The following is a 14,020-nucleotide window of genomic DNA, read 5'->3' on the forward strand; positions in this document are numbered from 1 at the left end:
AGCGGAAGGTCAGCGCAGTGCGTCGACCAACTGCGGGTTGGTGTCCACCAGCTGCTGGAACTGCTGTCCGTAGCCGTTCTGCTCGGCGACCTGACGCGCGGCGTCGAGCGCCTGCTGTGCGGCGGGCTGGACCGGGGCGGGTGCCTGAACCTGAGCCGGAGCGGCGGGGGCGGGGGCCGGGGTGGGCTCCGGGGCGGGGGCCGGAGCCTCGGCGACGTCGCCGCCACCGGTGGACAGGTACTGCCCGCACACCGGCCATGCACCCTGGCCCTGGGTCGCGAGAACATTCTCGGCGACGCGGACCTGCTCGGCCTTGCTGGCGTTCGATGCCGAGCCGGTTCCGCCGTTGGCCTCCCAGGTGCTCTGCGAGAACTGCAGGCCGCCGTAGTAGCCGTTTCCGGTGTTGATTCCCCAGTTGCCGCCGCTCTCGCACTGGGCGACGCCATCCCAGTTGTGGGAAGCGGCGGAGGCGGTGCCGGTGCTCAGTCCGAGCGGGACGGCGACTACGGCTCCGGTGACGGCGATCCAGCCGAGGGCACGCTTGCTGATGCTGTGATTGGTCATGCGGGGTCAATCCTCTCCGCGCTTGCTGGCGTGGCCGGCCTGCGGGCGACGACGTTCGCGTCGTCACGCCGGGCTGCGATTCTGTGCCGCGTCCCTGCCCCTCGAAGGTTTCGGGGATTCCGAACCCGCGGGGCAGAGCTAGCAGCGGCGGGCCGGCTTTCGCCCGGTTGTTTCGGGCCGAGAGCGACCGTACGGGAGCTTTGCCCGCAGTTCACCTGGCAAAATTGGTGGACAGCTGTCCGGCGGCGACGGCGTATTATCGCTGTCTTTGCAGGTCAGAGCGTCTCGATATCGTTTCGGCGTCGATTCGTTACCCCGCTGTTATGTGGTGGGGATCACCACGATTTTGTGCAGCGGCTCACGTCGAAATGGCAGGAAATCGGGTCCCGGTGGTGTAAGACGAGGACTCGCTATTCAGGAGTGCCCCGCGCGCAGTCGTGCTGCGCGCGGGGCACTTCGAGCAAGGTGCGGATCAGAGGTACTGTCCGCAGACCGGCCAGGCGCCGGGTCCCTGGGTTGCCAGGACGTTCTCGGCGACGCGGATCTGCTCCTCGCGCGATGCGTTGGCCGGCGAGCCGGAGCCGCCGTTCGCTGCCCAGGTGCTGTCGGTGAACTGCAGACCGCCCGAGAAGCCGTTTCCGGTGTCGGCGCCCCAGTTGCCGCTGCTCTCGCATGCTGCGACGGCGTCCCAGTCTCCGGAAGCGGCCGATGCGGTGCCGGTGCTCAGGCCGAGCGGCACTCCGATGACTGCTCCGGTGAGTGCGATTGCGCCCATGGTCCGCTTGACGATGCTGGAATTGGTCATGTGGTTGTTTCCTCTCCGCGCCTGCTGACGAGGTGGTGGTGCGGTAACGGCTGGTGTGCCGACCCGGTGGTCGATCTGTCCTCGTCCCTGCCCCTCGAGGTGTCGGGATTCCGAATCCCGCGGGGGCAGGTCGAGCTGCGGCGGGTCGGCGTTGCCCGGTAGTTTCGGGCTGGCAACGAACGTACGCGGTGATCACGGAATGGTCACGGGTCGATTTTCTGTGACGGGCGTCCAAATACTGGGACGAACGACCGCTGTTTTCCCAGGTCGTCCCCGAAGTTTCAGGTCTCGGCAGCGTTACAGATTTCGCCCGAAATGTGACGAGCGTCATAACATTCAGGTAACGGATGTGACTCGAGTGGTGCTGAAAGGTTGCTAATCGGATGCTTTCCGGGCGATTTGCAATCCGTTCGTTCGCTCGTGTAACTTCGTTCATGCAACGCGGGGTGGAGCAGCTCGGTAGCTCGCTGGGCTCATAACCCAGAGGTCGCAGGTTCAAATCCTGTCCCCGCTACCACTGAAGAACCGGCGTCCTGGAATCCAGGACGCCGGTTCTTTTTTGTCTGCTCGCCCCCGTCGAGGGCGGCTCTCACATCCGCGTCGTTCGTACCAGCAATCCCGCCACATGGGCGCATGCTGCAGCCCGCGCTCCGACCGCGTCACCGGACTCGATGGCGCCGACGATCCGCTCGTGCTCGGTGACGGCCAGCCTCCGATTCAGATCCGCACTCCACATGTCCGACCGGTACAGATGCGATTGCCCGTCCAACCGCAGGAGGGCTTCGCTCAGTGGCTTGTTGCGCGCGGTTTCCCGGATGAGGGTGTGGAATTCGAGGTCGAGCCGTGAATCGCGGCGCTGATCGGCGGGACCGTCCAGCAGCTCACGTTGGACCTGCACCATCTTCTTCAACTGCTGCACCGTCTCGTGGGTGGCGGCGGCAGTCGCATGAAATGCGGCCAGTCCGTCGAGCACCTCGCGGACCTCGAAGACGGCGCGGATCGAGTCCGCGTCGAGAGAATCGACCTTGGCGCCCGCATTGCGGGTGTAGACCGCGATGCCCTCGTAGATGAGTTGCTGCACGGCCTCCCGGACAGGGGTACGGCTGACGTTCAGTTTCGCGGCCAGCGACGGAACGCTGAGTGGCGTACCAGGAGGCAGTTCGCCGGAGAAGATCTGTTCACGAAGAGTGTCGTGAACGGATTCGGTGAGCAGGGCTCGTTCGGTGTGTGTCATCGATCCTTCCGAACCCTTTCCTCGAGGCGGGTCGTGCCCTCGCCGCCCGGCCCGGCTCCTGCGTCGACTCTATTCGATCGCCGGCGGGAGGGCGCCCCACCGACTGATGCTGCCAGCGGGTGGACAGGACCCGCGCGGCTTCGCGAAGTGCCGCAGTCGGTTTGACGCCCGCTTCAAGCCGGCGACCTTGGCGCGATGTTCTCCGCGACCGTGATCGGCGGATATCCCGGCGCCCCGTCGACGAGAGTCCCGGGAGCGGTTTCGATTCGAGACTCATGCTCAGGGACTCGGACGCGGGGTCGAGTGCACTGGCCAGCCGGTCGACCGTCGCTCCGGGAATCCGGTGACCGACGATCTGGACGAAACCGACCTCACGGCAGGCGGTGTCGAGTTCCGCCGCCACACGTGCGCATTCGGCACTGTTGTGGGCACGGGCTCCCTCGGCGAGATACGGCGTGATGTCGACGGTCGGGGCGGTGAACGGGGAAGTGGGCATGACGGCCTTTCGTGAAGGTGTGCTCAGGATTTGTGGCCGCACGAGTGCCAGCTGCCGACGAGCAGTCGGGACAGGATGCCGAACGCGGAGAACACGGCGACACCGGACGCGATCACGATCGCGGCGATGAGATCCTCGGATTGGAGCCGGCTGCGGAACACGTCGAGAAGCGTGCCGATGCCGGGCTCGCCCTTGGCGAAGAACAGGTCTCCGATGATCGTGCCGACCACGACGAGGCCGGACGCGGTGCGAATGCCGGCCGCGATCGCGGATTCGCTGACCGCGTAACAGATTTACACGAACCGGTTCACCGATCCCGCGATCGGGATCAGCTCTCCGTGACGTCCATCTCGATCAGGACGCGACGCAGCAACTTGCCCGTCGCGTTGCGGGGAAGTTCCTCGATGAAGATCACCTCGCGGGGCACCTTGTACCGCGCCAGGTTCGACTTGACGTGGGCCTTCAACTCGTCGGCGTCCTTTGCGGATCCCGGGCCGGGTACCACGAAAGCCCGGAGGCGATGGCCGAATTCGGAGTCCTCGACACCGATCACAGCGGCCTCGAGCACGTCCTCCCGGTCGGCGAGCAGGTTCTCGACCTCCAGGGGGTAGACGTTCTCGCCGCCGGACACGATCATGTCGTCGTCCCGGCCGTCCACGAAGAGGAGGCCGTTGCGGTCGAAGTGGCCGACGTCGCCGGTGGACAGCAGACCGTTGATGCGCTCCTTGTCGCGACCGTCGGTGTATCCGGAGAAGCTGAGACCGCTGGCGACGAAGATCCGTCCGACGGTCTCGGGTTCGGTAATCCGCTGACCCGACTCGTCATAGAGTTCCACGTGACAGGTGACGGGTGCCCGCCCCGCGGTGCCCGGCGCCAGCGCAAGGTCGGCCGGAGTCGCGACGGTGGCGACGGCGACCTCGGTGGAGCCGTACAGGTTGTGGAGCACGTCGCCGAAAGCGGCGGTGGTGCGTTTGCAGAGGTCGGGGGAGAGGGCGGACCCGGCCGCGAAGATGATCTTCAGGCTCGACGTGTCGTACTTGGCCAGGGTCTCCGGCCCGAGGTCGATGATGCGCTGCAGCATGGTGGGAACGACGACCAGTGTGTCGCAGCGGTGCTTCTCGACCAGGCGAATCGTGTTCTCCGGATCGAACTTGCGATGCATCACCACGGTCTGGCCCAGTGCCAGCGCGAGTGCGAACTGGGAGACTCCCGTTCCGTGGAACGCGGGGGCCGCCATCATCATCGTCTGCCCGCGTCGCAGCGGAACCCGGTCGAGGAACTGGGCCGACGCGAGCGGCGACGTGTGTCCGCGGGGAGCGCCCTTCGGTGTACCCGTGGTGCCGCTGGTGAGGAGGACGAAACCGCCCTGCGTGGACGGCGCGGGCAACGAACTGCGGTCTCTGCCCTCCATCACGTCGTCGAGCGTGCGGACCTGGGACGTCGAATCGTCCTCCGCCCAGGAGCGATAGGTGAGGACCTCGTCCGGGAGGGCATGGGCGACCGCGTGGAACTCGTCGTCGTACACGAACGCCTGAACCTGCTCGCGGGCGGCGACGTCGACGAGCTGGGGCCGGGCGAACCCGGTGTTCATCAGCACCAGCTTGGTGCCGTTCTTGGCGGCGGCGAGCATCGTCAAGACCAGGCCGCGATGATTGCGGCACATGCATCCCACGACGGAACCGGGAGTGATGCCATCGGCCTGCCACGCCCGCACCAGGGCGTTGGACTGCTCCTCGATGTCGGTGTAGGTGAGCGGGCCGCGCTCGTCGATCAGGGCCACCGCATCCAGTCCGGCCTCGGCATTGGCGTGGACGGGCCCGGCGAACGGACCGTACTTCCGCACGGCCAGGATCGATCGGACGCCCTGGTCGACGCGGGGAAAGGGAACGAGGCCTGCGCGGTTCATCACCCGCACAGCTCCCACGGTGTCCGTGATCTTGGTGAGGAAGTGCTGAGCTGGCATGGAGAACCCCTCCGGCTGCAGTGACGGATTTCCCGTCCAGCGTAGATGACGTGAGGGGTCCGGCAGCCCGGTCCGGTGAAGCCGGTCGCTCAGCACGAAGAAGCCCCCGCCGCAGGTGAGTGCGGCGGGGGCTGCACCCCTCGATGGAAGTCCCCTCGAACTGCTACTTCAGCTCAGCGGACGACTTTCCTAGCAGACGGCGAGCGACGATCAGCTGCTGGATCTGCTGCGTTCCCTCGAAGATGTCGAGGATCTTGGAATCGCGCGCCCACTTCTCGAGCAGCGGGCGCTCCGAGTAGCCCAAGGTGCCGGCGAGTTCGACGGCCTTGAGGGAGATGGCGGTTCCGGTGCGACCGGCCTTCGCTTTCGACATGGATGCTTCGAGAGAGTTCGGCTTCTTGTTGTCCGCCATCCACGTTGCGCGCAGCGCGAGCAGGTAGGCGGCTTCCCAGTCGGCCTCGAGCTGCAGGAACTCGGCGGCGGCCGCGTGCTGGTTGTACGCGGGAGTGTCGTAGGAGATCTCCACACCGGCGTCGGAGAGGATGCTGCGCAGTTCCTCGAGCGCGGCGCGGCCGAGGCCGACCGCCATGCCGGCGACGATCGGACGGGTGTTGTCGAACGTCTGCATGACGCCGGCGAAGCCCTTCTCGACGTTGACCTCCGGCGTGCCGAGCAGGTTGTCCTTGGGGATCCGGCAGTCCTGCAGCAGCAGGACCGCGGTGTCGGACGCCTTGATGCCCAGCTTGTGCTCGAGGCGGGCGACGCTCAGGCCCGGGGCGTCGCGCGGGACGACGAACGACTTGATCGCGGCGCGGCCCTTCGTCTTGTCGACGGTGGCCCACACGACGATGTGCGTGGAGCGCTCGCCGGCCGTGACGAAGATCTTCTCGCCGTTGAGCACGTACTCGTCGCCGTCGAGCACCGCGGTGGTGGTGACGGCGGCGGAGTCGGAACCGAAACCGGGTTCGGTTATGGCCATCGAGGCCCACACCTTGCCGAAACGCTCAAGCTGCTCGTCGGTGGCGACGGCGGCGATGGCCGAGTTGCCGAGGCCCTGGTACGGGATCGCCAGTGTGAGACCCACGTCGCCCCAGCAGGTTTCGATGACGTTCATCAGCGACGACATGTTGCCGCCGTTCACGTTCCCGATGACCTTCGGCTCGTCGCCCCGTCCGAGGGCGGCGCCCGCCGCGCCCTTACCGGAGTCGTTGAGTCCCTCCACCATGGCGGCCATGGTGTCGAGTTCCTTGGGGTAGGCGTGCTCGGCGAGATCGTACTTGCGGGAGATCGGCCGGAAGATTTCCGCGGCGACCTGGTGCGCCTGATTCGCGGAGGCTTTGAGCTTCTTGGGAAGTTCGAGGTTGATCATGACAGTTTCCTTAGTTCGAATCCGGCCGCTCAGATCAGGACGATGCCCTCGGCGACGCCGATGGCGCGCAGATCGCGGTACCAGCGCTCCACGGGATGTTCCTTGGTGTAGCCGTGGCCACCGAGCAGCTGAACGCCGTCGAGGCCGATCTGCATGCCCTTCTCGGACGCCAGCTTTCGGGCGAGGGCCGACTCGCGGGCGAAGGAGAGCCCCTGCTCGGCGCGCGAGGCGCCGCGCAACGTCACCAGACGCAGGCCGTCGAGCTCGATGCCGATGTTCGCGACCATGAACGCGACCGCCTGACGGTTGCTGATCGGTTCGCCGAACGCGACCCGCTCGTTGACGTACGGGATCACGTAGTCGAGGACGGCCTGTCCGGTTCCGACCGCGAGCGACGCCCAGCCCAGGCGGGCCAGCCGGATGGCGTCGGCGTATTCGGCCTTCCGCACGTCGGCGTCGGCGTCGCCGAGCAGCCCCGACTCGGGCACGGCGACGTCGGTGAGGTTGAGCCGGCCGAGGCCCGCGGCGCGCAGACCCATGCTCGGGTCCGCCTCGACGACGAGTCCCTTCGTGTCGGCCTCGACGATGAAGAAGGAGGGCTTGCCGTCGAGTTCGGCTGCCACGATGAACAGCTCCGACGAGGCGGCGGCGGGGACGAGGCTCTTGACGCCGCTGAGTTTGTAACCGCTGGGCGAGCGAACCGCCTTGGTCTGCAACGCGAACGGATCGAACAGTGCGCGGGGCTCGTTGACGACCACGGCGGCGTTCGGAACCTGCTCGCCCGTGAACGAGGGCAGGTAGGTCTTCTGCTGGGAGTCGGTGCCCCACTGGGTGAGGGCGACGGCGACGCCGCTCGGCGCGAGGATCGGCAGGGCGAGTCCCATGTCGCCGTGGGCGAGAGCCTCGGCGACGAGGGAGTTGGTGACGGCCCCGCGCTCACTGGCGGCCCCGTCGAGTTCCTCGGGAACATTGATCAGGGTGATGCCGAGTTCGGCGGCGCGCTTCACGAGATCCGCAGGGGCAGCGGCGGCAGCGTCGGCGTCGTGGCCCGCGGGTCGCAGGATCTCGGCCGCGAACTCGCGCACGGTCTCGACGATCATCTGCTGCTCGTCGCTCGGGGTGAGGTCGAAGTAGCCGGCCTTGGCGGTCGGGTTGTCGGGGAGGCGTTTCGGCGCACCGCCGCCGGACACCTTCTGGAACCCGCGGGTCGCGGCGCCGAGCGTCTTGAAGCCGGTCTTCGTGCCTTCGTAGGTCACCCGGTCGATCGTCTGGCGAAGGTTGTACTTCTCGGCCAGATCGGAACCGGTGATCTTGGTCAGCACGCGCATCGCGGCACCCATGGCGTCGCGCTTGACCGGATTCAGTCCGACGGCGGACGTGTCGCGGGGCTTCCGCTTCGCGCTGTCGTTGGGGGCAACAGTGTCTTGCTTGCTCATGATCACCAGCTGTTTCTCGGTGTTCGGGCGTGGACACGATCTATCTTACTCAGCAGTAAGGTGGGTGTCTACTGTTGAGTAAGTTCGAGTGCTCCTGTTCGGGGGGGAGGTGCGAGTCCGCTCCCCTAGGGCGACACGATGATCGATATCCCCGGATGCGTCGGCTCCGTCACCGCCGGGTCGAGTCGAGGGGCGGCGCGAGCGAGGGCGAAATCGGCTCGGACCGAGCAGCGGTTCGCCGTAACCCCAGGTGGGGTCCAGCGACCAGGCAGGATCCCGGACGTGCCCGCGCGTGCGGTGGGCGTGAAGTAGCGGCCCCGGAATCGTCGACGGTGGACGCGGCCGACCGCGGAATCGGGGAGTCTCGGGCCGAGGAGGGCGGAGGCGGACTCCTCTGCCGGAGTCCTGTCAGAACCCGCAGTCTGTATTGACTCCGACGTCAGTTCGAATTGACTCCGACGTCAGTTCGAGCGCAGACGGGACAGCGCCTCGTCGTGCAGCAGCGTGTTGGTGGCCAGTGCGCTGCCTCCGTGCGGGCCGTCGGCGCCGGCGAGGTTGGTGAAGCGGCCGCCGGCCTCGCGCACCAGGACGTCGAGGGGCGCGAGGTCCCACAGCGACACCTCGGGTTCGGCGGCGATGTCGACGGCGCCCTCGGCGAGCAGGCAGTAGGAGAAGAAGTCACCGAAACCGCGGACCCGCCACACGTCGTCGGTGAGGGAGAGGAACTGTTCGCGGATGCCCAGTTCCTTCCATCCCGACAGGCTCGAGAACGTGAGGCTGGCCGATCCGAGTCGGTCGACGGCGGAGACGGCGAGGCGAGTGGGCTCCGACCCGTCGAACGTCGACCAGGCGCCGGCGCCCGAAGCGGCCCACCAGCGGCGCGCGAGTGCCGGGGCGCTCACCACGCCGACGGTGGGAACGCCGTCCTCGAGCAACGCGATCAGGGTTGCCCAGATCGGGACGCCGCGGACGAAGTTCTTGGTTCCGTCGATCGGGTCGACCACCCACTGGCGTCCCGTGAACTGGGCGTCGCCGCCGAACTCCTCACCCAGGACGGCATCGGCGGGCCGCTCGGCTTCCAGCGTCGCGCGCACTGCCCGTTCCACGGCCAGGTCGGCGTCGGTGACCGGTGTGAGGTCGGGCTTGTCGTCGACCGACAGGTCGAGCGCCCCGAATCGCGCCCTGGTGATCGCGTCCGCTTCGTCGGCGATTCGGAGGGCGAGCTGCAGGTCGGCGTGGAGGTCGGTCACGGTCGCACAGATTACTCGTAGTGCTTGTTCGTACCGCGCCGGCGCGAGCTCAGTCGATCTTCACTTCGGCGAGCTTTCCCGTGGCGACGTCGAAGACGAACCCGCGAAGGGACGTGGTCGCCGTGATGAACGGGCTGGACCGGATGCGGCGCAGCGACTGCCGGACGTCCTCGTCGAGGTCGGAGAACGCCTCGGCCGACCAGGCCGGTTCGATACCGACCTCGTCCTGGATGGACTTCTCGAAGTCGTCGTCCGTGAACGTGAGCATCCCGCAGTCCGTGTGGTGGATGAGGATGATCTCGGTGGTGCCGAGCAGTCGCTGGCTGATCGCGAGCGACCGGATCTCGTCGTCCGTCACCACACCGCCGGCATTGCGGATGACGTGCGACTCACCCTCCTGGATGCCGAGGACCCGGTAGACGTCCAGACGCGCGTCCATGCAGGCGAGGACCGCGACGTGCCTGCTCGGGGGAAGGGGGAGCGGCCCGGTGAATCGGGCGGCGTACTCCTCGTTGTTCTTCAGGTACTGGTCGGTCACGGCACAAAAAAGTGCGTACTCGTGCATGCAACAAGGAGTACCCGGGGTGCGCAAGGGTTCGACTCGACGTGATCGGAAGGGGTGCCTTCGGCTGGGAAGCAGGGGTGAGAGGGTCCGCGCGCGCACCCGGTAACCTTGGGAACCGTGCATCCCGACGTATCCGCAGACCTCAGCGAGCTCGACACCACCCTCCGTACCGTCGAATCGGTGCTGGACGTGGAGGAGTTGCGCCGCCGCATCGACGAGCTCGAACACCAGGCCGCCGATCCGGAGCTGTGGAACGACCAGGAGCACGCCCAGCAGGTCACCAGCCAGCTCTCGCATTCGCAGGCCGAACTGCGCCGCGTCGAGGAACTGCGGTCGAGGCTCGACGACATGCCGGTGCTCTACGAACTCGCCGAGGACGAGGGCGCGGAGGCCATCGCGGACGTCGACGCCGAGCGGCACAGCCTGCGTGAAGACATCGCCGCGATGGAAGTAAAGACGATGCTCTCCGGCGAGTACGACGAGCGTGATGCGCTGGTCAACATCCGCTCCGGCGCCGGTGGCGTCGACGCCGCCGACTGGGCCGAGATGCTGATGCGCATGTACGTCCGGTGGGCGGAGAAGCACGGCTACGGCGTCGAGGTCTACGACACGTCCTACGCGGAAGAGGCCGGCATCAAGAGCGCGACGTTCGCGGTCAAGGCGCCGTACAGCTACGGAACCCTGTCCGTCGAGATGGGTACGCACCGGCTGGTCCGGATCAGCCCGTTCGACAACCAGGGTCGCCGCCAGACGTCGTTCGCCGAGGTCGAGGTCCTGCCCGTGGTCGAGACCACCGACCACATCGACGTCAACGAGAACGACGTCCGCGTCGACGTGTACCGCTCCTCGGGCCCCGGTGGGCAGTCCGTCAACACCACCGACTCCGCGGTCCGATTGACGCACATCCCGACCGGCATCGTCGTGACCTGTCAGAACGAGAAGTCGCAGCTACAGAACAAGGTGTCGGCGATGCGCGTTCTGCAGGCCAAGCTGCTCGAGGTCAAGCGCAAGGAGGAGCGTGCCGAGATGGACGCGCTCAAGGGCGACGGCGGCAGTTCCTGGGGCAACCAGATGCGGTCGTACGTGCTGCACCCGTACCAGATGGTCAAGGATCTGCGCACCGAGTACGAGGTCAACAACCCGTCGGCGGTGCTCGACGGTGACATCGACGGATTCCTCGAATCGGGCATCCGCTGGCGGATGCGCGAGAATCAGGCGTCCTGATACCTATGCAAGCGACGGCGGCGATGTTCGCTCCCACCCAGAACCTGCTCGACTGGCTCTCGTCGACGGGGCTTGCGGTGTCGCTCACCGTCCTCGGAGCGATCTTGATGGCGCGATTCGTCAATTGGGGCGGCAGCAAGGTCACCGACCGGATCGACAGCAACTACATGCAGGGCGACGCCCTCGTGCGGTCCGAGGCGACCAAGCACCGGCATTCGGTGGCGCAGGTGATCACCTGGGTGATCATCACCATCATCTACGTCATCGCAACGATGAAGGTGCTGGACCAGCTGAGTCTGCCGATCGGCAGCCTGGTGGCCCCGGCCACCGTGCTCGGTGCGGCGCTCGGTTTCGGCGCGCAGCGCGTGGTGCAGGACATCCTCGCCGGCTTCTTCATCATCACCGAACGGCAGTACGGGTTCGGCGACACGGTGCAGCTCGCGGTGACGGGGTCGTCGGAAGACGCCGAGGGTGTGATCGAGGACGTCACGCTCCGGGTCACCCGGATGCGGAACTCGGACGGTGAGGTCATCACCGTTCCCAACGGCCAGATCGTGAAGGCGATCAACCTGTCCAAGGATTGGGCGCGTGCCGTGATCGACGTTCCCGTCCCGGCGACGTCGGACATCAACCGGGTCAACGAGGTGCTGCACCAGGTCGGTGTCGAGGCCTTCGCGGATCGCGGACTGAAGAAACTACTGCTCGACGAACCGACGGTGATGGGAGTGGAGAGTCTGACGGTCGACGAGGTCAGCGTTCGCGTCGTGGCGCGAACCCTGCCGGGTAAGCAGTTCCAGGTGGGGCGCGCACTGCGCGTGCGGATCGCCACCGCGATGAGACGGCAGGGGATCACCGTCGAACCGGACCTTCAGACGGTCCGGGCAGCGGAGGGCGAGGGATGACCGACGAACCGCGGCGCGGACTGGACCGGATTCTGCACTCGTCGTTCCTTCCCGCGAAGATCTTCGGCGGACGGGTGCGGACGTCGACGCTGGTGCTGTGCATCCTCTGGGTGGTGCTGTACACGCTGTACACGTACCTGAACCCCGTCGAAGAAGTGGTCCAGGGACCCGTCGCGCCGGCTGTCGTGCCCACCCGGGAAGCGCCCCTTCAGGAGACGACGCTGCCGACATCGGAGATCGAGACGACGACCGAGTCGACGTCGGAGACTGTCACGACCACCGAGGCGACGCCCGAGCCGACCCCGCAGGAGACGGCGCCCACGGGGACCAGCCAGGTGACGTCGACCCCGACGTTGCCGTTCGGGATTCCCAACCCGTTTCCGCCTCCGCCCACGGGCACCCCGCCGACCACGTCTTCCGTCCCGACGACGTCGGCGACACCGCCGAGTGGGCGATGACGTCCGCACGTCGCTCCATTTGGTCACTGTTCGATAACGTCTAGACTGGCTCCTCGTGATCAGCGTCGAGAATGTGTCGAAGTCGTACAAGACCTCCACGAGGCCCGCCCTGGACAAGGTGAGCGTCGAGGTGGACAAGGGCGAGTTCGTCTTCCTCATCGGCCCGTCGGGCTCGGGAAAGTCGACCTTCATGCGCCTGCTCCTCAAGGAGGAGTCGCCGACGTCGGGTGACATTCACATCGCGGACTTCCACGTCAACAAGCTTTCCGCCCGGCGCGTGCCGAAGCTGCGGCAGAGCATGGGCGTCGTCTTCCAGGACTTCCGGCTCCTGCAGAAGAAGACCGTGTCCGAGAACGTCGCGTTCGCGCTCGAGGTGATCGGGAAGCCGCGCGCGATGATCTCCCGGACCGTGCCCGAGGTGCTCGAGATGGTCGGGTTGTCCGGGAAGGCGGATCGTCTCCCCACCGAACTGTCGGGCGGTGAGCAGCAGCGTGTCGCCATCGCGCGGGCGTTCGTGAACCGGCCGCTGGTGCTGCTGTGCGACGAGCCCACCGGAAACCTGGACCCGGAGACGAGCCAGGACATCATGCTGCTGCTCGAACGGATCAACCGCACCGGAACGACGGTGGTGATGGCCACTCACGACCACCACATCGTCGACTCGATGCGCCGTCGGGTGGTGGAGCTGGACCTCGGCAGAGTGGTGCGCGACGAGGCTCGGGGTGTGTACGGCGTGGGGCGTTAGCCGCCCTCCCTGCACTCCAGCTTCAGTACTGTCCCCAAGTCTCCTACGAAGGACTCTGATTCCCCGATGCGTGCCAGTTTCATTTTCAGTGAGGTCCTGACCGGACTCCGTCGCAACGTCACCATGACCATCGCGATGATCCTCACCACCGCGATCTCCCTCGGCCTGTTCGGCAGCGGGTTGCTGGTGGTGCAGATGGCCGGCAAAACCCAGCAGATCTTCCTGGACCGCGTCGAGGTGCAGATCTTCCTCACCGACGACATCTCCACGTCGGACCCGGGGTGTGAGGGGGAGATCTGCAAGACGCTGCGCACCGAGCTGGAGGAGACGCCGTCGGTGGTGTCGGTGGAGTATCTCAACCGGGACGACGCCGTGAAGGACGCGACGGAGCGGGTGTTCAAGGATCAACCCGAGCTCGCCGCACTCGTCAGCCCCGACAGCTTCCCGGCCTCGTTCAAGGTCAAGCTCAGCGACCCCGAGCGGTTCGGCGTGATCAACGAGAAGTTCGGCACCCGCCCGGGAGTCGAGAGCGTCCTCAACCAGCGCGAGCTGGTGGAGCGGCTCTTCAGCGTCCTCAACGGCGTGCGCAACGCCGCGTTCGCGATCGCGATCGTGCAGGCCGTCGCGGCAATCCTGCTGATCGCGAACATGGTTCAGATCGCGGCGTTCACCCGGCGCACCGAGGTCGGCATCATGAGGCTGGTCGGCGCCACCCGCTGGTACACACAGTTGCCGTTCCTGCTCGAGGCGGTGGTCGCCGCGCTGGTGGGTGCCGTTCTCGCCATCGTGGGCCTGTTCACCGCGAAGAACATGTTCATCGACGACGTGCTCGCGGACGTGTACGAGGCCAACATCGTGGCGCGGATCTCCAACAGTGACGTGCTGTTCGTCTCACCGGTGCTGATCCTCGTGGGCGTCGGAATGGCGGCGGTCACCGCGTACGTGACCCTGCGCTTGTACGTCCGCGAATAATTCGGTTTGCCTCCTCTCCTATGCTGGAGGGTACGAA

13 protein-coding genes, 1 tRNA gene and 2 pseudogenes are annotated in these 14,020 nt (G+C 66.6%); 6 read left to right on the top strand and 10 right to left on the bottom strand.

Going from position 1 to position 14,020, the window contains the following annotated elements:
- Nucleotides 1-9 precede the first annotated feature (9 nt).
- Nucleotides 10-564 carry a transglycosylase family protein gene (locus tag FND50_RS14500; protein ID WP_005240188.1) on the bottom strand — a complete coding sequence of 185 codons (555 nt, stop codon included), beginning with the start codon at nucleotides 562-564 and terminating at the stop codon, nucleotides 10-12.
- A gap of 475 nt (nucleotides 565-1,039) precedes the next feature.
- Nucleotides 1,040-1,369, bottom strand: a pseudogene (locus FND50_RS14505) (transglycosylase family protein); the annotation flags it as partial.
- Between the two features lie 440 nt (nucleotides 1,370-1,809).
- Between FND50_RS14505 and FND50_RS14510 the strand changes: the two are divergent.
- Nucleotides 1,810-1,886, top strand: a tRNA-Met gene (locus FND50_RS14510).
- 72 nt (nucleotides 1,887-1,958) lie between these two features.
- Here the strand turns inward: FND50_RS14510 and FND50_RS14515 are convergent.
- From FND50_RS14515 to FND50_RS14550, 8 genes and pseudogenes are all read right to left on the bottom strand, one after another.
- Nucleotides 1,959-2,603: a GntR family transcriptional regulator gene (locus FND50_RS14515; protein WP_144286188.1), complete on the bottom strand. Its 645-nt coding sequence runs from the start codon at nucleotides 2,601-2,603 to the stop codon at nucleotides 1,959-1,961.
- Nucleotides 2,548-3,099: a 2-oxoglutarate and iron-dependent oxygenase domain-containing protein gene (locus tag FND50_RS36755; protein WP_260850985.1), complete on the bottom strand. Its 552-nt coding sequence runs from the start codon at nucleotides 3,097-3,099 to the stop codon at nucleotides 2,548-2,550. The genes FND50_RS14515 and FND50_RS36755 overlap by 56 nt, the downstream gene beginning before the upstream one ends.
- A gap of 23 nt (nucleotides 3,100-3,122) precedes the next feature.
- Nucleotides 3,123-3,368 (bottom strand): annotated as a pseudogene (locus FND50_RS14525) (ABC transporter permease); the annotation flags it as partial.
- Nucleotides 3,369-3,427: 59 nt separating this feature from the next.
- Nucleotides 3,428-5,062, bottom strand: a complete 1,635-nt coding sequence (locus FND50_RS14530; RefSeq protein ID WP_144286189.1) for an acyl-CoA synthetase — start codon at nucleotides 5,060-5,062, stop codon at nucleotides 3,428-3,430.
- A gap of 163 nt (nucleotides 5,063-5,225) precedes the next feature.
- On the bottom strand, nucleotides 5,226-6,431 hold the full coding sequence (locus tag FND50_RS14535) for an acyl-CoA dehydrogenase family protein (RefSeq protein WP_005240205.1): 1,206 nt from the start codon (nucleotides 6,429-6,431) through the stop codon (nucleotides 5,226-5,228).
- Nucleotides 6,432-6,460: 29 nt separating this feature from the next.
- Entirely contained in the window at nucleotides 6,461-7,873 is a 1,413-nt protein-coding gene (locus tag FND50_RS14540) for an acyl-CoA dehydrogenase family protein (RefSeq protein WP_144286190.1), read from the bottom strand.
- Nucleotides 7,874-8,328: 455 nt separating this feature from the next.
- Complete coding sequence (gene hisN, locus FND50_RS14545) at nucleotides 8,329-9,117, bottom strand: histidinol-phosphatase (protein ID WP_005240212.1); 789 nt, start codon at nucleotides 9,115-9,117, stop codon at nucleotides 8,329-8,331.
- A 49-nt stretch (nucleotides 9,118-9,166) separates the two neighbouring features.
- Nucleotides 9,167-9,682: a carbonic anhydrase gene (locus FND50_RS14550; protein ID WP_144286191.1), complete on the bottom strand. Its 516-nt coding sequence runs from the start codon at nucleotides 9,680-9,682 to the stop codon at nucleotides 9,167-9,169.
- A gap of 117 nt (nucleotides 9,683-9,799) precedes the next feature.
- Between FND50_RS14550 and prfB the strand changes: the two genes are divergently transcribed.
- From prfB to ftsX, 5 genes are all read left to right on the top strand, one after another.
- Nucleotides 9,800-10,906 (top strand): peptide chain release factor 2, encoded by a 1,107-nt coding sequence (gene prfB, locus FND50_RS14555; RefSeq protein ID WP_005259617.1) that lies wholly within the window; start codon nucleotides 9,800-9,802, stop codon nucleotides 10,904-10,906.
- Between the two features lie 5 nt (nucleotides 10,907-10,911).
- Complete coding sequence (locus FND50_RS14560) at nucleotides 10,912-11,808, top strand: mechanosensitive ion channel family protein (protein WP_144286192.1); 897 nt, start codon at nucleotides 10,912-10,914, stop codon at nucleotides 11,806-11,808.
- Nucleotides 11,805-12,266 (top strand): hypothetical protein, encoded by a 462-nt coding sequence (locus FND50_RS14565; protein ID WP_005572214.1) that lies wholly within the window; start codon nucleotides 11,805-11,807, stop codon nucleotides 12,264-12,266. The genes FND50_RS14560 and FND50_RS14565 overlap by 4 nt, the downstream gene beginning before the upstream one ends.
- Before the next feature lie 55 nt (nucleotides 12,267-12,321).
- A complete protein-coding gene (ftsE, locus tag FND50_RS14570; protein WP_005240222.1) occupies nucleotides 12,322-13,011 on the top strand; it encodes a cell division ATP-binding protein FtsE in 690 nt (229 codons plus the stop codon).
- 66 nt (nucleotides 13,012-13,077) lie between these two features.
- Nucleotides 13,078-13,983: a permease-like cell division protein FtsX gene (ftsX, locus tag FND50_RS14575; protein ID WP_005240225.1), complete on the top strand. Its 906-nt coding sequence runs from the start codon at nucleotides 13,078-13,080 to the stop codon at nucleotides 13,981-13,983.
- The last annotated feature ends 37 nt before the right edge of the window (nucleotides 13,984-14,020 follow it).

The organism is Rhodococcus sp. WB9, assembly GCF_007558985.1.
Classification (GTDB): Bacteria; Actinomycetota; Actinomycetes; order Mycobacteriales; family Mycobacteriaceae; genus Rhodococcus_F; species Rhodococcus_F opacus.

Coding starts and splice junctions, on each gene's coding strand:
- FND50_RS14500 (WP_005240188.1), bottom strand. CDS start 564: ATGACCAATCACAGCATCAGCAAGCGTGCCCTCGGCTGGATCGCCGTC.
- FND50_RS14550 (WP_144286191.1), bottom strand. CDS start 9,682: ATGCACGAGTACGCACTTTTTTGTGCCGTGACCGACCAGTACCTGAAG.
- FND50_RS14535 (WP_005240205.1), bottom strand. CDS start 6,431: ATGATCAACCTCGAACTTCCCAAGAAGCTCAAAGCCTCCGCGAATCAG.
- FND50_RS14560 (WP_144286192.1), top strand. CDS start 10,912: ATGCAAGCGACGGCGGCGATGTTCGCTCCCACCCAGAACCTGCTCGAC.
- FND50_RS14530 (WP_144286189.1), bottom strand. CDS start 5,062: ATGCCAGCTCAGCACTTCCTCACCAAGATCACGGACACCGTGGGAGCT.
- FND50_RS36755 (WP_260850985.1), bottom strand. CDS start 3,099: ATGCCCACTTCCCCGTTCACCGCCCCGACCGTCGACATCACGCCGTAT.
- FND50_RS14565 (WP_005572214.1), top strand. CDS start 11,805: ATGACCGACGAACCGCGGCGCGGACTGGACCGGATTCTGCACTCGTCG.
- ftsX (WP_005240225.1), top strand. CDS start 13,078: ATGCGTGCCAGTTTCATTTTCAGTGAGGTCCTGACCGGACTCCGTCGC.
- FND50_RS14515 (WP_144286188.1), bottom strand. CDS start 2,603: ATGACACACACCGAACGAGCCCTGCTCACCGAATCCGTTCACGACACT.